17 protein-coding genes are annotated in these 18,162 nt (G+C 36.8%); all 17 read left to right on the top strand.

Annotation, left to right across the window (positions count from 1 at the left end; all coding sequences use genetic code 11):
* Positions 1 to 70 precede the first annotated feature (70 nt).
* Complete coding sequence (gene dapA, locus V7097_RS00990) at positions 71 to 940, top strand: 4-hydroxy-tetrahydrodipicolinate synthase (protein WP_335701725.1); 870 nt, start codon at positions 71 to 73, stop codon at positions 938 to 940.
* A 123-nt stretch (positions 941 to 1,063) separates the two neighbouring features.
* Positions 1,064 to 1,819 carry a ClpP family protease gene (locus V7097_RS00985; RefSeq protein WP_335701724.1) on the top strand — a complete coding sequence of 252 codons (756 nt, stop codon included), beginning with the start codon at positions 1,064 to 1,066 and terminating at the stop codon, positions 1,817 to 1,819.
* Positions 1,816 to 2,025 (top strand): YlzJ-like family protein, encoded by a 210-nt coding sequence (locus tag V7097_RS00980; RefSeq protein WP_335701723.1) that lies wholly within the window; start codon positions 1,816 to 1,818, stop codon positions 2,023 to 2,025. The genes V7097_RS00985 and V7097_RS00980 overlap by 4 nt, the downstream gene beginning before the upstream one ends.
* Before the next feature lie 101 nt (positions 2,026 to 2,126).
* Complete coding sequence (locus tag V7097_RS00975; protein WP_335701722.1) at positions 2,127 to 4,457, top strand: DNA translocase FtsK; 2,331 nt, start codon at positions 2,127 to 2,129, stop codon at positions 4,455 to 4,457.
* Between the two features lie 158 nt (positions 4,458 to 4,615).
* Complete coding sequence (locus V7097_RS00970) at positions 4,616 to 5,341, top strand: GntR family transcriptional regulator (RefSeq protein WP_335701721.1); 726 nt, start codon at positions 4,616 to 4,618, stop codon at positions 5,339 to 5,341.
* 105 nt (positions 5,342 to 5,446) lie between these two features.
* Complete coding sequence (locus tag V7097_RS00965) at positions 5,447 to 6,556, top strand: BMP family lipoprotein (protein WP_335701720.1); 1,110 nt, start codon at positions 5,447 to 5,449, stop codon at positions 6,554 to 6,556.
* A 140-nt stretch (positions 6,557 to 6,696) separates the two neighbouring features.
* Positions 6,697 to 8,223, top strand: coding sequence for an ABC transporter ATP-binding protein (locus V7097_RS00960; protein WP_335701719.1), 1,527 nt, complete (start codon positions 6,697 to 6,699; stop codon positions 8,221 to 8,223).
* The gene (locus V7097_RS00955) at positions 8,220 to 9,284 is read left to right on the top strand and encodes an ABC transporter permease (protein WP_335701718.1); all 1,065 of its coding nucleotides are present in this window, start codon (positions 8,220 to 8,222) and stop codon (positions 9,282 to 9,284) included. The genes V7097_RS00960 and V7097_RS00955 overlap by 4 nt, the downstream gene beginning before the upstream one ends.
* 1 nt (position 9,285) lies before the next feature.
* Positions 9,286 to 10,236: an ABC transporter permease gene (locus V7097_RS00950; RefSeq protein ID WP_335701717.1), complete on the top strand. Its 951-nt coding sequence runs from the start codon at positions 9,286 to 9,288 to the stop codon at positions 10,234 to 10,236.
* 183 nt (positions 10,237 to 10,419) lie between these two features.
* On the top strand, positions 10,420 to 11,700 hold the full coding sequence (yfmF, locus tag V7097_RS00945; protein WP_335701716.1) for an EF-P 5-aminopentanol modification-associated protein YfmF: 1,281 nt from the start codon (positions 10,420 to 10,422) through the stop codon (positions 11,698 to 11,700).
* Positions 11,700 to 12,989 (top strand): EF-P 5-aminopentanol modification-associated protein YfmH, encoded by a 1,290-nt coding sequence (yfmH, locus tag V7097_RS00940; protein ID WP_335701715.1) that lies wholly within the window; start codon positions 11,700 to 11,702, stop codon positions 12,987 to 12,989. The genes yfmF and yfmH overlap by 1 nt, the downstream gene beginning before the upstream one ends.
* Before the next feature lie 51 nt (positions 12,990 to 13,040).
* Complete coding sequence (gene ymfI, locus V7097_RS00935; protein ID WP_335701714.1) at positions 13,041 to 13,766, top strand: elongation factor P 5-aminopentanone reductase; 726 nt, start codon at positions 13,041 to 13,043, stop codon at positions 13,764 to 13,766.
* 76 nt (positions 13,767 to 13,842) lie between these two features.
* A complete protein-coding gene (locus V7097_RS00930; RefSeq protein ID WP_335701713.1) occupies positions 13,843 to 14,085 on the top strand; it encodes a DUF3243 domain-containing protein in 243 nt (80 codons plus the stop codon).
* Positions 14,086 to 14,249: 164 nt separating this feature from the next.
* Positions 14,250 to 15,035 carry a YmfK family protein gene (locus V7097_RS00925; protein WP_335701712.1) on the top strand — a complete coding sequence of 262 codons (786 nt, stop codon included), beginning with the start codon at positions 14,250 to 14,252 and terminating at the stop codon, positions 15,033 to 15,035.
* Between the two features lie 108 nt (positions 15,036 to 15,143).
* Positions 15,144 to 16,052, top strand: a complete 909-nt coding sequence (locus V7097_RS00920) for a helix-turn-helix domain-containing protein (protein WP_335701711.1) — start codon at positions 15,144 to 15,146, stop codon at positions 16,050 to 16,052.
* A gap of 89 nt (positions 16,053 to 16,141) precedes the next feature.
* On the top strand, positions 16,142 to 16,720 hold the full coding sequence (gene pgsA, locus V7097_RS00915; RefSeq protein ID WP_335701710.1) for a CDP-diacylglycerol--glycerol-3-phosphate 3-phosphatidyltransferase: 579 nt from the start codon (positions 16,142 to 16,144) through the stop codon (positions 16,718 to 16,720).
* Positions 16,721 to 16,746: 26 nt separating this feature from the next.
* The gene (locus tag V7097_RS00910) at positions 16,747 to 17,985 is read left to right on the top strand and encodes a competence/damage-inducible protein A (protein ID WP_335701709.1); all 1,239 of its coding nucleotides are present in this window, start codon (positions 16,747 to 16,749) and stop codon (positions 17,983 to 17,985) included.
* Positions 17,986 to 18,162: the final 177 nt, after the last annotated feature.

Raw genomic sequence — 18,162 nt, 5'->3', positions numbered from 1 at the left:
TTTTTTTGATCAAGCCTAGTTGTATTTAATTGAAATGCTAGGCGTAAATGATGGGAGTAGGTGTAAAAGCATGATTGATTTTGGAAGAATCTCTACGGCGATGGTGACACCATTTGATAATAAAGGAAACATTGACTTCGGTAAAACAACTCAGTTGATCAATTATTTATTAAACAATGGTACAGAATCACTGGTTGTAGCAGGGACAACAGGTGAATCTCCCACATTATCATCTGAGGAAAAAGTGGCGCTTTTCCGTCATGTTGTAAAAGTAGTTGACAGTCGAGTTCCTGTCATTGCTGGAACTGGTAGTAATAATACGTACGCATCAATGGAGCTTACTAAGAAAGCACAGGAAGCTGGTGTTGACGGAATTATGCTTGTGGTACCGTACTATAACAAGCCAAATCAAGAAGGTCTTTATCAGCATTTTAAAACAATTGCTGAAAGTACAAATCTACCTGTTATGCTATACAATATTCCTGGTAGATCGATTATTAATATGTCGGTTGAAACCATTATTAAGTTATCTAAGATTCCGAATATCGTAGCTGTAAAAGAAGCGAGCGGAAGTTTAGAGGCAATGACTGAAATTATTGCAAATACAGATGATAATTTTGACTTATACAGTGGTGATGATGGCATTACATTACCAGCACTTTCAATTGGTGCAAAAGGTGTCGTATCGGTTGCTGCCCATGTAATTGGCAATGAGATGCAACAAATGGTAAAAGCATTTTTAGCAGGTAATATATCTGAAGCTGCAAGCCAACATCAAATGCTATTACCAATCATGAAGGGACTATTTACAGCTCCAAATCCTGTACCTGTAAAAACAGCTCTTCAAATAAAGGGACTAGATGTTGGATCTGTTCGCTTGCCGCTTGTCCCATTAAATGAGCAAGAACGAATTCAATTATCAAATTTACTTTCAAATTAATAACATAAATGAAAAAGTCAATCTTATGGTTGGCTTTTTTCTTTCTGCCTATATTGCCATATTCAGAATGAAAAGGGGTCATGTGTTTATACTAAATGGTAAATGGGTTGAAAGGAGATTACGATGAATAATAATCAATACATAAATGAAGAAGAACCACAAGAAAATCAAGATAAAAATGAATCAAAGGGTTCATCATTAGTAGATAAAATACAGCAATTAGGACAAACAAATGTCCCCCAAATGTCGAATGATAGTAAAATACATTGCCTTACAATTGTCGGCCAAATTGAAGGTCATATTCAACTGCCACCGCAAAATAAAACAACAAAATATGAACATGTTATACCCCAAATTGTAGCGATTGAACAAAATCCAAAAATTGAAGGTTTACTCGTTGTATTAAATACAGTAGGAGGAGATGTAGAAGCAGGACTTGCTATTTCTGAAATGCTTGCATCACTCTCTAAGCCGACAGTTTCCATTGTTTTAGGTGGAGGGCATTCAATTGGTGTGCCAATAGCCGTTGCCTGCGATTATTCTCTTGTTGCCGAAACGGCGACAATGACGATTCACCCAGTTAGACTAACAGGTCTTGTTATTGGAGTGCCACAGACGTTTGAGTACCTTGATAAAATGCAAGAGCGTGTTGTAAATTTTGTAACAAGCCATTCAAATATTTCAGAAGAGAAATTTAAGGAATTGATGTTTTCAAAAGGCAATTTAACTAGAGATATTGGGACAAATGTAATTGGTTCGGATGCAGTTGAATATGGACTCATTGATGAAATTGGCGGTATTGGTCAGGCAATAAAGAAATTAAATGAGTTAATTGATAAGAAAAATCTTTCTGATGAAAGTGGGCAGATGATTCAATGATCCTATATACGATGATGCCACAGGAATTAATATATCCACAAAATGAAATGGAAGATAATCATTTGAAATATGTCGATATAAATGGTGTTTCATTGGCTGTCAGTCCCTCTCAAAATGGTGATTACACAATTGAAAGAGTAATGAGCACAGATCCACAACACTTTCTAGATGGAAGATATTCACCAGGGCAGAAAATAAGACTTTGAGACAAATTGGTATAATGTGCTATAATCTAAGTAGATTTTCATTACATAGGCAGCCATGTTATGGCTGCCTTCCTGTTATTTATTGGTAGAGTAGGTGTAGTATGGCAAAACGAAAACGTAGACAGTCGAAGCGAAAAGATGAATGGAAAAAAACACTTAAATTTGAATTGCTAGGTTTATTATTGCTAGCTTTAGCGTGTATTGGATTAGCTAGACTTGGAACAGTGGGGACGGGGCTAGTCTATTTATTTCGATTTTTCCTTGGGAATTGGGACATTCTTGGATTAATCGGGCTACTGCTCGTTTCAATTTATATCATTTGGAACCGCACATGGCCGAGAATCGTTACTAGGCAATTGATTGGAGTCTATTTAATCGTATGTTCAATGTTGCTATTAAGTCATATTCCATTATTTAATTTGCAAACAAATGAAGGCAAATTTACTGACCCTAGTGTTATTAAAAATACTTGGAGCATGTTTTGGGCAGTTGTGAATGGCAATTCGAGCACAACAGATTTAGGTGGGGGAATGATTGGTTCGATCCTATTTGCTGCCTCGTATTTCCTATTTGATGAAACAGGTACAAAGATTATATCCGTCTTTTTAATTGTAATTGGTGGTGTGCTTGTTACCGGTAAATCACTCCATGATACAATTGCGAAAATCTTTAGCCCTGTTGCTACATTTTTTAAGAATCAATGGATTGCATTTGTAGATGATATAAAAAATTGGTCAGCACAACGTAAAAATCAGCCGAAAAAAGAAAAACGAAAGATGAAGAAAGAAACTCAAAAACAGGATGTTCATGCTCCACAAGAAGCCCAAAATGAAGAAGAGCCTGTTGAGATCCCAATTGAGCCGATTATCTCGAACTTTGCCGACAAGGCGTATACAAGAGACCACGAGGCACTTCACGAGAAAAATGAGCAACAACATCATGGGAGAGATGATGACCATGATGAAAAAATGCCAATCACCTTTACAGAAGGTGAACTGGAAAATGTAGATTATGAATTACCACCAGTTGATCTTCTTCATCCTCCAAAACAAACAAGTCAAAGTGCGGAGCATGAAAATATTTATGAAAATGCTAGAAAGCTAGAAAAAACATTTAATAGCTTTGGTGTAAAGGCAAAGGTGACAAAAGTTCACCTTGGCCCAGCTGTGACAAAATATGAAGTTTACCCAGATGTTGGGGTAAAAGTAAGTAAAATCGTAAATTTAAGTGATGACTTAGCACTTGCATTAGCAGCAAAAGATATTCGAATTGAGGCCCCAATACCTGGTAAATCGGCAGTTGGAATCGAGGTACCTAATTCCGAAATTGCAGTTGTATCACTACGGGAGGTATTAGAGGATATTGAACCTCAGCGTTCGGATTCTAAGTTATTGATTGGGCTTGGTCGTGATATCTCGGGTGAGGCTAAATTTGCTGAGCTTAATAAAATGCCTCACTTATTAGTTGCTGGTGCTACCGGTAGTGGTAAAAGTGTATGTATTAATGGCATTATTACAAGTGTACTTATGAGGGCAAAACCTCATGAAGTGAAGATGATGATGATTGATCCGAAAATGGTTGAATTAAATGTGTATAACGGAATTCCACATTTATTAGCTCCAGTTGTGACAGATCCCAAAAAGGCATCACAAGCTCTTAAAAAAGTCGTTAATGAAATGGAACGTAGATATGAATTATTCGCACATACCCATACGAGAAATATCGAGGGCTACAATGAGTATATTCGCCGTCATAATAGTGAAGAAGAGGCGAAACAACCAACTCTACCATACATTATGGTGATCGTAGATGAATTAGCCGATTTAATGATGGTAGCTTCATCAGATGTCGAGGATTCTATCACACGTTTAGCACAAATGGCTCGTGCTGCTGGAATTCACTTAATTATCGCAACTCAACGACCATCAGTAGATGTTATCACTGGGGTTATTAAAGCAAATATTCCATCCCGTATAGCTTTTAGTGTTTCTTCACAAACAGACTCTAGGACAATTCTAGATATGGGTGGAGCAGAAAAACTACTAGGACGAGGTGACATGCTATTTTTACCTGTTGGAGCCTCTAAGCCTGTACGCGTTCAGGGAGCGTTTTTGTCAGATGATGAGGTAGAAGAGATTGTTAATTTTGTCATTTCCCAACAAAAAGCACAATATCAGGAGGAAATGATTCCGACGGACACAGTTGAAACGACTGAGGAAGTGGATGATGAATTATATGACGATGCTGTACAACTTGTTATTGAGATGCAAACAGCGTCCGTATCGATGCTTCAACGAAGATTTCGAATTGGATACACAAGAGCTGCTAGACTGATCGATGCTATGGAATTAAGAGGTATAGTTGGTCCGTATGAAGGCAGCAAACCAAGGGCAGTTCTTGTTACAGCAAAAAATGAAGATGTTGGTAGTTAACGATATTTGAAAAAAGAAGAGCAGTTGCTCTTCTTTTTTTCGACAAATTACGCAATTCTTATTTATTTCTATTTAAAAAAATGATATAGTTATTTTCGGATAATATCGGTCTAACATCAGAGGTCTGATGACTTTACAATATACTGGAGGAACTAAAGATGACTATCAAGTTAGATAATCGACCATTGTACTTGCAAGTGATAGATCAAATCAGACTTGATATTGATAACGGAGTCTACAAAGAAAAGGAAAAACTACCATCAGAATTTCTCCTAGCAAAACAATTAGGTGTAAGTAGAGCAACCTTAAGAGAAGCTTTACGAATTCTTGAAGATGAGAATGTCATTGTTAGAAGACATGGCGTTGGGACCTTTGTTAATTCAAAACCTCTTTTTAATTCTGGAATTGAGCAAATAAGCAGTATAACAGATATGATCATACAAGCAGGGATGTCACCTGGTACTATCTTTTTATCACAAACGGTGAAAGGACCAACTGATGGGGATATAAAAGGTTTCAGTTGTTTAGAAAATGAAGAAGTAACCGTGATTGAACGAGTCCGTACTGCAAACGGTGAGCCTGTTGTGTATTGTATCGATAAAATACTTAGTAAAAATATACCTTCAAGCTATTCACATGAAGAATCAATCTTTGAATTATTAGAGAAAAAAGCGGGAAAAAAAATTACATATGCAGTGACTTATATTGAACCAATTGGGTATCATGAAACCATTTCCCCTATATTAAATTGTGATCCGGAAACTGCTCTTTTGCTATTAAAACAAATGCATTATGACGATAATGATGAACCTGTATTATTTTCACAGAATTATTTTAGAGCTGATAAATTTTCATTTCATGTTGTTAGAAAACGTGTTTTATAAAATGGGAAAAATATCCACTTTTAAGGAGGTGAATAAGTAGTTCGTTACATACAAATATTTAAAAGTAAGGATTTGTTTTTATTAAAATTTATTGGGGGTCATCTTATGTTTAAACAGAAAGCTGGTTTTGGTCTTGCATTTCTACTTGCAGCTGGAACATTGTTAGGTGCATGTGGTACTGCAGGCGAAGAAGGAACAGGTAAAGGAAATGGCGAAGGAGCAAACCTAAAAGTAGGTATGGTTACTGACGCTGGTACAATTGATGATAAATCATTTAACCAAGGTACATGGGAAGGAATCTTGGCTGCCAAAGAAGAGTATGGTATTCAAGAAAAATATCTCAGACCGGCTGGTGAAATTGAAGCTGAATATTTAAAAGAGATTGGGAATCTTTACGATGCCGGATACAAATTTATTTTTACACCTGGTTTTAAATTTGAAACAGCAATTTACCAAGCACAATCCAAATATGAAGATGCTAAATTTATTATTTTAGATGGTAATCCACATAAGGGTGACTTTGTTCCAGTAGTGGCTGATAACACTGTTGCTGTTTTCTTTGCTGAGCATGAATCCGGTTTCTTAGCTGGTGTGGCGACTGCTCTTGAGTTACAAGATGGAGAAGCTGGATTTATCGGTGGTATGGAAATCCCAGCTGTACAAAAGTTTAATTGGGGATTCCAACAAGGTGTGACTTATGCGAACGAGAATTTAGGAACAAATCTTAGTATTAAAGAACAAAACGTTATTTACCAAGGTACGTTTACAGATTCTGCAGCTGGTGGACAAATTGCAGCTTCTATGTATGATCGCGGTGTAAAAGCAATTTTTGTAGCTGCAGGTGGTGTAGGTGTTGGTGCAATCAATGAAGGGAAAACACGTGCTGGTAAAGGTGAAGATGTTTGGGTTGTAGGTGTTGACGTTGACCAATATGCTGACGGTGTTTATGATGACGCAAACAATAAATCAGTGATCTTAACATCCGCAATGAAAAAATTGGGTCATGCGTCTCAAGAAATAATCAAACAAGAGCTTGACGGAGAATTCCCTGGTGGACAAACTATAACTTATGATGCAAAAAATGATGGGGTTGGCCTTCCGGAAGAGAATCCTAATTTAAGTGATGATACTGTTAATAAAGTAAATGAAGTTTTTGAAAAGATTAAATCAGGTGAAATCAAAGTCTCAGGTGAACAAGGGAATTTAATCAAGTAGTAAATTTGCATAAATGAGACGGGTTCATCCGTCTCTTCTTTTATGTTAAAGTAATACGTAGAGGTAACCCATTTTTTGGGTGTATATAGGGGACTTCTAAATATAAAGGAATTGAGGTCTAGAAAAAGGTGAGTGCTACTATGGAATATGTTGTGGAAATGCTGAATATCAGAAAAGAGTTTCCAGGTATTGTAGCGAATGATAATATTACTCTTACTTTAAAAAAAGGAGAGATACACGCTCTACTTGGTGAAAATGGGGCAGGAAAATCTACGCTCATGGGTGTTTTATTTGGTATGTACCAGCCCGAGCAAGGAATCATTAAAGTAAATGGAGAACAGGTACACATTAATAATCCTAATGTGGCAAATCGCCTAGGGATTGGGATGGTGCACCAACACTTTAAGCTAGTTGAAAATTTTACGGTTACTGAAAATATCGTTTTAGGTAGTGAACCATTAAAGGGTGGAGTTGTACTAGATATTCAAAGTGCAGCAAAACGAATTGAAGAATTATCTAAATATTATGGACTTAATGTAGATCCACATGCAAAAATTGAAGACATTTCAGTCGGGATGCAGCAACGCGTTGAAATCATGAAGATGCTTTTCCGAGAGGCAGATGTGCTTATTTTTGATGAGCCAACAGCTGTATTAACCCCAAGTGAAATAGATGAATTAATGAAGATTATGAAGAATTTAATTAAAGAAGGAAAATCAATCATAATCATTACCCATAAATTGAAGGAAATTAAAGCTGTTGCAGATCGCTGTACAGTCATTCGTCGTGGTAAATACATAGGAACAGTGGATGTGGCTGGTGCAAGTGAAGCTAGCTTAGCAGAGATGATGGTTGGCCGACATGTTTCCTTTAACGTAGATAAAGAAGAAAGTAAACCAGGTGAAGTGGTCTTAGATATAGATTCCCTTTCCGTAAAAAATAATCGTAAGGTTATGGGATTAAAGAACTTTTCTTTAAACGTACGAAAAGGAGAAATTGTGGGTATTGCAGGTGTTGAAGGAAATGGTCAATCGGAGTTAGTGGAAGCCGTCACAGGTCTTCGTAAAGCTGAGTCAGGAAAAATTATGTTGAACGGTGAGGATATTACTACACTACCAGTGCGTCAGCGTATTGAAAAAGGTATTGCTCACATTCCTGAGGATCGACAAAAACGAGGTCTTGTTTTAGATTACACACTCCAATCCAATATGGTATTAGAGGTTTATAATAAACCACCATTTGCAAAGTATGGCCTTTTAAATGTATCTGCGATGAAAGAGTATGCAAAGAAAATTTTAGAAAATTTTGATGTGCGTTCAGGAGAAGGGGAAGTTTCCATAACAAGAACCTTATCAGGTGGTAACCAACAGAAAGCAATTGTTGGACGTGAGCTTGAATTAGATCCTGAATTGCTAGTAGCTGTTCAACCAACAAGGGGCCTAGATGTAGGGTCAATCGAATATATCCATAAACGATTAATTGAACACCGTGATAAAGGAAAGGCAGTACTTTTAATCTCATTAGAACTTGATGAAGTATTGCAGCTATCTGACCGGATTGCTATTATCAACAACGGCGAACTGATTGGCGTTGTAAATGCCTCTGAAACAAATGAAAATGAGGTAGGTCTCATGATGGCGGGTATAGGTAAGGAGAGAAGTGTATGAGAAATACAATCATTTCATTAATTGCAGTACTTTTTGGTCTTATCGCAGGTGGGATATTAATGCTCTTTATCGGAAGCAATCCTTTTGAAGGGTATCTCTATTTGTTCCAAGGTGGTTTAAAAAATGTTTCAAGAATTGGGGATACATTAGCTACAGCAACCCCATTAATTTTTACAGGATTATCAGTTGCTTTTGCCTTCCGTACAGGTTTATTTAATATCGGGGCTTCTGGTCAGATGCTAATCGGAGGTCTTCTTGCAACGGCTGTTGGTTTAACATTTGATTGGACAAGACCAATCCTTTTACTCGTAATGATTTTAGTAGGCTTTCTTGGTGGAGCTCTTTGGGCATTTATTCCAGGAGTACTTAAAGCAAGATTTAATGTTCATGAGGTTGTTTCAACAATTATGATGAACTGGGTAGCCTATTGGACTGTTTATTATGTTGTGCCGGGTTATTTTAAAGGTGAATTCCTTGAGACAGAATCAAGAAAGTTACCTGACGAAGCAACATTGAGATCACCATTTTTAACCGAAATGTTCCAAGGCTCATATATAAACCTAGGCTTGTTCTTAGGTGTTATCGCTGTTATTATTATTGGATTTATTATCAATAAAACAACATTAGGGTTTGAATTGAAAGCGGTTGGTTTTAATCGTCATGCTGCAGAATACGCAGGTATGCGTGTAAATACTAATATTGTATTATCAATGTTAATTTCCGGAGGCTTAGCCGGTCTTGCAGGAGTAGCCATGTACACAGGTAATGCAAGTACTATGCAAATTGGAAACCTACCCTCTCAAGGTTTTGATGGTATCGCGGTAGCTTTATTAGGGGCAAATAGTCCAATTGGAGTATTTTTTGCAGCAGTATTTTTTGGAATCCTTTACTCTGGAACTGGATTTATGAATGCAATGACGGAAATCCCACCAGAGATTGCAAATACGATAATTGCGATCATAATTTATTTCGCTGCTACGGGTATTTTAATTGAACGTTTACTGAATAAGTTCAAAAGAAGACGAACTGACAGCTCTGCTGTAAAAAAGGAGGAAGCGTAAAATGTGGTCTATAATTGAACAAATCTTTCCATATGCAATTGTTTTTACCATTCCTCTTCTAATAACAGCGCTTGGAGGCTTATTCAGCGAACGAAGTGGTGTCGTTAATATCGGCTTGGACGGTCTGATGATTTTTGGAGCATTTGCAGGTTCACTCACAATCCATTTTCTTCAAGGGACAATGAATAATAATTTAGTATTATGGATTGGGTTACTAGTTGCAGCGATTGTTGGTATACTCTTTTCTCTATTACATGCTTTTGCTAGTATCAACTTAAATGCCAACCAAATTATTAGTGGTGTTGCAATCAATTTGATTGCCGGGGCACTTACTGTTTTCTTAGCAAGAAATATTACTGGTAGTGGAAACATCCGTATTACAAGTGGGTTTAAGCCAGTAGACATTCCAGGACTTTCTTCTATTCCAGTTATTGGGGATTTGTTTTTTACAAAAACATATCCAACGACATGGTTTATTTTACTCGTTTTATTCATTAGTGCATTTGTATTATATAAAACAAAAACAGGACTTCGCTTGCGTTCTTGTGGTGAATTCCCGCAAGCTGCTGAGGCTGCAGGTGTTAATGTAAGACGGATCCGCTACCTTGGGGTCATACTTTCAGGGGCATTTTCAGGTTTAGGTGGAGCAATTATTATTGTTACGTATGCAGGAGAGTTCACTGGTAATGTTTCTGGATTAGGGTTCCTGGCACTTGCTGCATTAATCTTCGGACAATGGAAACCACTAGGAATATTAGGTGCTACCTTATTCTTTGGTTTTGCGAGTACTGTTGCTAACGTTTCACAGGTAATTCCTGAGCTTGCGGTTGTTCCACCAATTCTTTTAAAGATTTTCCCTTATGTGGTAACTTTAATTGCATTGGTTATATTCTCTAAATCTTCTCAAGCACCAAAAGCTGCTGGAGAACCATTTGATTCAGGGAAACGATAAGATAATATTTTTGAAAAGGAATGGCAGAGGTGTCATTCCTTTTTTATTATGAAAATTTATTGACCAAAACTTGAAATCATTGCTAATCTGAGGTTATAGTGATTTTAAGATTAATTAAACGGTTTTGGTTGAAAAATAGCCATACAGGGTTTTGCTATGACCAAAAAAGGAGGCTATGTTTAGATGTTTTTATTGGATGAAACTGAGCATAAAATAAATGGGTTGACACTCCATACGATTAAAGCAGATAAATTTAAAACGAATACCATTGTACTTAGATTGAAGGCCCCTCTTGAGGAGGAATATGTAACACAAAGGGCATTGCTTCCATATGTCTTGCAAAGTGAGACAGCTAGCTATCCTTCCACAACTAGTTTACGTTCCTATTTAGATGAATTATATGGGGCCGCTTTATATGTGGATTTAGCTAAAAAAGGTGAAAATCACATAATTACATTTTTCATTGAAATCGCCAATGAACTGTTTTTAAAAGATCAAACTCCTTTGTTTGATAAAGCGATTACAATGTTGCGGGAGATGGTGCTTTCGCCTATCAGTGAAAATGGTGCTTTTAAGAGTACAATCGTTGAAAAAGAGAAACGTAGCCAAAAACTGCGAATTCAAGCTGTTAATGATGATAAAATGAGGTATTCGAATTTACGATTAGTCGAGGAAATGTGTAAGGATGAACCTTATCACCTTCATGTTAATGGAAGAATTGAAGACATTGATCTTATTACAGCCGAATCTTTATACAATTATTATCAAAAAGTAATAGCAGAAGACGAAATTGATCTATATGTTATCGGTAATATCGAACCTGAAGTGGTACAGGAAACTGTTTCATCAGCCTTTGTATTTACCGACCGAAGCAAGCGTTCACAAACGGAATCAAAATCAAAACAGGAATTAAAAGTTAAGGAAGTCATAGAAAAACAAGATGTAAAACAAGGTAAGCTTAATATTGGCTACCGAACAAACACAACATATAGTGATCCTGATTACGATGCCCTTCAAGTGTTTAACGGAATATTCGGTGGGTTTTCGCATTCGAAGCTGTTTATAAATGTACGTGAAAAAGAAAGCTTGGCATATTATGTAGCATCAAGAGTAGAAAGTCATAAGGGTCTACTAATGGTGATGTCTGGAATAGATGTGAATAATTATGACAGAGCAGTAACCATTATTAAGGAACAAATGCAAGCGATGATTGATGGTGATTTCACGGAAGAAGTCATGATCCAAACAAAAGCTGTTATACGGAATCAATTGCTTGAAACGATTGATACATCTCGAGGAATTGCAGAGGTTTTATATCATAATGTTGTTTCTCCAAAACCGAGAAAGCTTGAAGAGTGGATTTCTGGAATAGAAGCTGTAACGAAGGAGGAAGTAGTCAATGTTGCAAAGAAGATTGAACTTGATACCATCTACTTCCTTACAGGATTGGAGGGCGGCAGGTAATGGAAAAAATCACATTTGATCAACTTCAAGAGGTTCTTTTTCATGAGAAGCTTGAAAATGGCCTTAATGTCTATATTCTTCCGAAAAAGGGATTTAATAAAACCTATGCTACCTTTACAACGAATTACGGTTCTGTCGACAATCAGTTTGTACCATTAGGGAAGAATGAGTTCGCTCATGTACCTGATGGGATTGCTCATTTTTTAGAGCATAAGCTATTTGAAAAAGAAGATGGCGATGTATTTCAGGATTTTAGTAAACAGGGTGCATCAGCAAACGCGTTCACTTCATTTACAAGAACTGCCTATCTTTTTTCAAGTACATCCAATGTAGAAAAAAATCTTCAGACATTGATTGACTTTGTTCAAAGTCCTTATTTTACTGAAAAAACGGTAGAAAAGGAAAAGGGAATCATTGGTCAAGAAATTACAATGTATGATGACAATCCTGATTGGAGACTGTATTTCGGTGTCATTGAAAATATGTATAAAAATCATCCAGTAAGAATCGACATCGCTGGAACAATTGATTCCATCGCTAAAATAACAAAGGATATGCTTTATGAATGCTATGAAACCTTCTATCATCCAAGCAATATGGTATTATTCGTAGTTGGTCAAATTGAACCTGAAAAAATAATGGAGCAAATTCGTTCTAACCAAGCGGCAAAAGAATACAAGGATCAGCCAGAAATCAAACGCCATTTTGAAGATGAGCCAATTGAAGTAAATGAAAAGAAAAAAGTTCTTGAAATGAATGTTCAATCCTCAAAATGTATGGTTGGTGTGAAAACTTTAAATCCGTCACGTAAAGGCGATGAATTGCTGAAACAAGAATTGTCGATCACGATCATTCTAGATTGGCTACTTGGAAAAAGTTCTAAACATTATCAGGCTTTGTATGATGAGGGCTTAATTGATGATACATTTTCGTTTGATTACACTGAAGAGCAAGGATTTGGTTTTGCCATCGTAGGTGGTGACACTTCTAATCCTGACGAATTATCATCAAAAGTAAAAAATATTATGCTTTCAAGTAAGAAACAAGGGATCACCGCAAAAGAGCTAGATCGAGTGAAAAAGAAAAAGATTGGTGCATTTTTACGCTCTCTTAATTCACCTGATTATATTGCAAATCAATTTACAAGGTATGCATTTAATGAGATGAATTTATTTGATGTCGTTCCAATAATGGAAAGTCTAACAGTCGACGATATTACAAACACTGTGAATGAATTTTTTGATGAAATCCGAATGACAGAATGTCAGGTTATTCCTAAAAAAAGTTAACACAAAAAAGCATCCTTTTGTGAAAGGGTGCTTTTTTAAGGGGAAATGAGTATGAAAAAATATGCGTTAATCACAGGTGCGAGCGGAGGGATAGGAAGCGCCATTGCGAAAGAAATTGCCACACTTGGCTATTCGTTATACCTTCACTACCATGAAAACGAACAAGCTATAGAAAAGCTAGCTGAAGAATTAGCTCTTGAAGGTGTGGAAACATACATAATGAAGGCTGATTTAAGTCTTCCAAGTGGTGTGGAACATCTAGTGAAAGAAATCAAACAGCCAATTGATACAATAATCCATAATTCAGGTAAAAGTGTGTTTGGGCTCATGACGGATTTTGACCAAAAGACTGTTGAACAAATGGTGCAACTTCATGTGAGTACACCGTATCTGTTAACAAAAGAATTGCTTCCAACAATGATTACAAAAAGGAGGGGAAATATCATCGTTATTTCCTCGATTTGGGGAATCACGGGAGCCTCCTGTGAAGTCCTCTATTCAATGGTAAAAGGTGGCCAAATATCATTTGTAAAGGCTCTAGCAAAGGAAGTTGCGCTTAGCGGAATTAGAGTTAACGCAGTTGCACCAGGTGCGATTAATACAAACATGCTGAAAGAATTTACATCGGAAGATATTGAGGGCATTAGTGAAGAAATTCCGATGGGGAGAATTGGAGAGCCAAGTGAGGTTGCAAATGCGGTCGCATTTTTACTATCGGATAAAGCTTCTTATATTACAGGACAAGTATTGTCTGTTAATGGTGGTTGGCATTGTTAACTTTATTTTTTTAACGAATAAATTATTTAACAATCGACAAACTAACATTGTAATAACCTAATAAGGAGGGTCACTTATGTCTGTACTAGACAATTTTGAAGACTGGAAAAATTTTTTAGGTGATCGCTTGCAGCATGCTAAATCTGAAGGAATGGATCAAAACGTGATTGATGATATGGCTCATCAACTAGGTGATTACCTTGCAAGTGAAGTAGAGCCGAAAAATGCTCAAGAAAAAGTATTGCGTGACCTTTGGAATGTTGCCTCTGAAGAAGAGCAACAAGCGATTGCCAACGTAATGGTAAAGCTTGTCCAATAGGTTAGGAAGTTTGGAAACGAGAGAGGATTTTCCTCTCTTTTTTTGTTATGTACCCTCATTTTTTTCTCCCCCTCTATAAAATGTGGAAAATTTAGTTTATAATGAAAATGGTGCATTAATTTATAGTTGGAAATTATAACCACTAAGCAAGGGGCTGCGACATTTTGGAGAAAAAAGAGTGGTATTTGGAATATGAAATAGCAAAAAATCGCCCAGGTCTTCTTGGGGATATTTCTTCACTATTAGGAATGCTTTCGATAAATATTGTTACAATAAATGGTGTAGACGATCGTAGAAGGGGCATGCTTTTATTAAGTGATAGTAAAGAGCAAATTGAAAGACTTGAATCAATTTTACATACAATGGATACGATAACCGTTACAAAGCTTAGAGAACCGAAGCTTCGAGATAAGCTTGCGGTAAGACATGGCCGATATATTCAGCGCGATGCAGATGATAAAAAAACATTCCGGTTTACTCGCGATGAATTAGGACTTCTTGTTGATTTCATGGCAGAGCTTTTTAAGCAAGAGGGCCATAAGCTTATTGGGATTCGTGGCATGCCAAGGGTGGGGAAGACCGAATCAGTTGTTGCTGCGAGTGTCTGTGCCCATAAAAAATGGTTGTTTGTGTCATCGACTTTATTAAAACAAACAATGAGAAATGAGCTGATTCATGATGAATACAATGTCGATAATCTTTTTATTATTGACGGCATTGTTTCAACTAAGCGTGCAACTGAAAGACATTTACAGCTAGTCAGAGAGATCATGAGACTCCCAGCTGTTAAATTAGTGGAGCATCCAGATATGTTTGTACGACATACCGAATATACATTGAAGGATTTTGATTATATCATTGAACTTCGAAATGAACCTGAAGAAGAAATTACCTATGATATCGAATACCAACAGTTTTCTAGGTCTGATTTTTCTGGTTTCGATTTTTAATTTTTATGTAAATAAAATAATAAATACCTTTACTGACAACGATAAAAATGCTAGTATTATGAACGCGAATATGTCTATAGGTATCCCGAGATTTGGTAGGTGAAAAAAATGACTGAATTAGGTTCTCGACTTAAGGAAGCGAGAGAACAAAAAGATTTAAGCTTGGATGATTTACAGCAAATGACAAAAATCCAAAAAAGGTATTTGGTTGGGATTGAAGAAGGCAATTATTCTGTAATGCCTGGAAAATTCTACGTCCGTGCATTTATTAAGCAATATGCAGAGGCTGTTGGGCTTAATCCTGAAGAATTATTTGAGGAATTCAAATCAGAAATTCCAGGTACATATAATGATGAAATTCCTGAACAAATTTCAAGAGTGCAATCAAGAAGACAAATTTCTACGACAAGTTCGAAAATCATAGATAAAGTACCAATGATAATATTGGTTCTTTTCCTTCTTGGTGGTGCAATGACGATCTACTGGTTTGTATCCAATAAGGATGTTGCCGATGAACCGGACACACAACAAGACAATCAGCAAACAGAATATGAACAATCAAATGAACAACCTCCCGTTCAAGCTGAACAAAAAGAGGATCCAAAAGATGAGGAACAGGTAGCCGGTGAAACGGATAATGCTCCAGCTGATGAAGAAGAACAAGGGGAAGAGGCTCCAGTTCAAGAGCTAGTCGAAATTGAAAAAGGCACGAGCAAAGCAACCTATGAGTTGAAAAACACGGATTCCTTTAAGGTTAAACTTACAGCTACAGCAGGTGGGCAAGCGTGGGTTGCTGTAACAAATAGACAAAATGAAAGATTCGTCTGGAAAAACATTGCTGATGGTCAATCAGAGGAAGTAGACCTGTCTAACCAATCTGAAATTAATTTTAATATTGGAAGGTCTTCAGATCTTGCAATCGAAATAAATGGTGAACCATTTCAATATCCATTTAGCACTGGAGAAGTTGTTCAACAGATTATCACCATTAAATTCACCCCTGGAACTGAGGAATAACAAAAAGTCATCATTATGATGGCTTTTTGTTTCGTATAAGTGGTATTATCACTACTATAGATATTTTAGTAAATGTTGGAGGTATGATTGTGAATTTACCAAATAAGATTACTGTGGCAAGAATTTGCTTAATTCCACTATTTTTAATTATCATGTTTGTCCCATTTGGATGGGGCGTTGTTTCGATTGGCTCAATGTCCATTCCTGTAGCCCATTTAGTCGGAGCGATTATTTTTATTATTGCTTCTGCTACAGATTGGATTGATGGTCATTTGGCCAGAAAGCATAATTTAGTAACAAACCTTGGAAAGTTTCTAGACCCTCTAGCAGACAAGCTACTTGTTTCAGCTGCATTGGTCAGTTTAGTTGAGTTTGGTCTAGCACCTGCATGGATGGTTATTATTATCATAAGTAGGGAGTTTGCCGTTACTGGCTTACGGCTTTTATTAGCAGAAGGCGGAGAGGTATCAGCTGCAAAAACGCTAGGAAAGATAAAAATGTGGGCTCAAGTTGTAGCTGTATCTGCATTATTATTACATAATTGGCCATTTGAATTTCTTTCCATTCCATTTGATATGATTGCGCTTTGGATTGCCGTCATTTTTACAGTTATTTCTGGATGGGATTATTTTGCGAAAAATAAAGGGGTTTTTACAAACTCCAAATAGGACAAATAGGATGGTGAGGTTCTTAAATGAATGCTGAAATAATAGCTGTAGGCTCTGAACTCCTTTTGGGGCAAATTGCAAATACAAATGCACAATTTCTTTCCAAACAGCTTGCTGAACTTGGTATCAATGTTTATTTCCATACAGTTGTTGGTGACAATCCAGACCGTCTAGAGGACGTGATTAAAATCTCACAATCTCGTTCGAATTTAATCATTTTTACCGGTGGACTGGGACCAACAAAGGACGATTTAACAAAAGAGACAATTGCAAGAATTTTAGGGAAGCAGCTTGTATTGGATGAAACGGCCTTACATAGTATTGAAGATTTCTTTAAGAAAACAAATCGCCATATGACTGAAAATAATAAAAAGCAGGCTCTTGTCCTCGAAGGGTCTGAGATCCTTCCCAACGATCATGGGATGGCCCCTGGAATGGGACTTGAAGCTGATCAGATTACGTACATGCTTTTCCCAGGTCCACCTAAAGAGCTTAATCCAATGTTTTTATCTTACGGTGCACCATTCTTATTAAAATCACTAGGTGTTGTTGAACGAATTGAATCAAGAGTGTTGCGTTTCTTTGGAATTGGGGAATCGCAGCTCGAAACCGAAATTGAAGATTTAATCGATAATCAAACAAACCCAACGATTGCCCCATTAGCAAGTGATGGTGAGGTTACACTTCGATTAACAGCAAAACACAGTTCGCTTGAGGTTGCCAATAAACTATTAGATGAAACTGAGGAACAAATTTTAAAGAGAGTTGGCAAGTTCTTATATGGCTATAACTTGACTTCACTAGTCACAGAACTTATGAATAAACTAATAGAGGCTAAGTTAACGATAGCAAGTGCTGAAAGCTTAACCGGTGGCTTGTTTGCTGAAGAATTAACAAATCTAGCTGGTTCTTCGGCAGTTGTGAAGGGTGGAGTGGTTTGTTATACAAATGAAGTGAAGGAACATATTTTACAGGTTAAGAATGAAACCCTTGAAACAGATGGCGCTGTAAGTATTTCCACAGCGCAGCAGCTCGCTGAGAATGTAAGGAAGCTCTTGAATTCTGATATTGGGATTAGTTTTACTGGCGTAGCGGGACCAAGTGAATCGGAAGGAAAATCTGTAGGTACAGTGTATATTGGGATTTCTTATTTAGATCAACCTACAAAGGTATATCCGTTACAATTAGCTGGTTCACGTCAAGGCATCAGAACTAGAACAGTTAAATATGGTTTCTACTATTTACTGCAATTATTAAATAACTAATTTTTCACTTTGAAAAGGCGATCCTTATGGATCGTCTCAGAGTGTCGACAAAAGGCATTTGGGAATTCTCTTATTCCCAAATGCCTTTTATTTTTTTCTTTTTTATCATAAATGGTCATTATTTTTGGTATATACCGTCCCAGCTTGCATATCATTTATGCAAGCTCTGGACCTGTC

This window comes from Bacillus sp. JJ1562, assembly GCF_036962705.1.
Lineage (GTDB): Bacteria > Bacillota > Bacilli > Bacillales > Bacillaceae_L > Ferdinandcohnia.
Note: the sequence above shows the minus strand (reverse complement) of the source record. Positions and strands in the feature narration are given on the sequence as shown.

Coding starts and splice junctions, on each gene's coding strand:
- dapA (WP_335701725.1), top strand. CDS start 71: ATGATTGATTTTGGAAGAATCTCTACGGCGATGGTGACACCATTTGAT.
- V7097_RS00985 (WP_335701724.1), top strand. CDS start 1,064: ATGAATAATAATCAATACATAAATGAAGAAGAACCACAAGAAAATCAA.
- V7097_RS00980 (WP_335701723.1), top strand. CDS start 1,816: ATGATCCTATATACGATGATGCCACAGGAATTAATATATCCACAAAAT.
- V7097_RS00975 (WP_335701722.1), top strand. CDS start 2,127: ATGGCAAAACGAAAACGTAGACAGTCGAAGCGAAAAGATGAATGGAAA.
- V7097_RS00970 (WP_335701721.1), top strand. CDS start 4,616: ATGACTATCAAGTTAGATAATCGACCATTGTACTTGCAAGTGATAGAT.
- V7097_RS00965 (WP_335701720.1), top strand. CDS start 5,447: ATGTTTAAACAGAAAGCTGGTTTTGGTCTTGCATTTCTACTTGCAGCT.
- V7097_RS00960 (WP_335701719.1), top strand. CDS start 6,697: ATGGAATATGTTGTGGAAATGCTGAATATCAGAAAAGAGTTTCCAGGT.
- V7097_RS00955 (WP_335701718.1), top strand. CDS start 8,220: ATGAGAAATACAATCATTTCATTAATTGCAGTACTTTTTGGTCTTATC.
- V7097_RS00950 (WP_335701717.1), top strand. CDS start 9,286: ATGTGGTCTATAATTGAACAAATCTTTCCATATGCAATTGTTTTTACC.
- yfmF (WP_335701716.1), top strand. CDS start 10,420: ATGTTTTTATTGGATGAAACTGAGCATAAAATAAATGGGTTGACACTC.
- yfmH (WP_335701715.1), top strand. CDS start 11,700: ATGGAAAAAATCACATTTGATCAACTTCAAGAGGTTCTTTTTCATGAG.
- ymfI (WP_335701714.1), top strand. CDS start 13,041: ATGAAAAAATATGCGTTAATCACAGGTGCGAGCGGAGGGATAGGAAGC.
- V7097_RS00930 (WP_335701713.1), top strand. CDS start 13,843: ATGTCTGTACTAGACAATTTTGAAGACTGGAAAAATTTTTTAGGTGAT.
- V7097_RS00920 (WP_335701711.1), top strand. CDS start 15,144: ATGACTGAATTAGGTTCTCGACTTAAGGAAGCGAGAGAACAAAAAGAT.
- V7097_RS00910 (WP_335701709.1), top strand. CDS start 16,747: ATGAATGCTGAAATAATAGCTGTAGGCTCTGAACTCCTTTTGGGGCAA.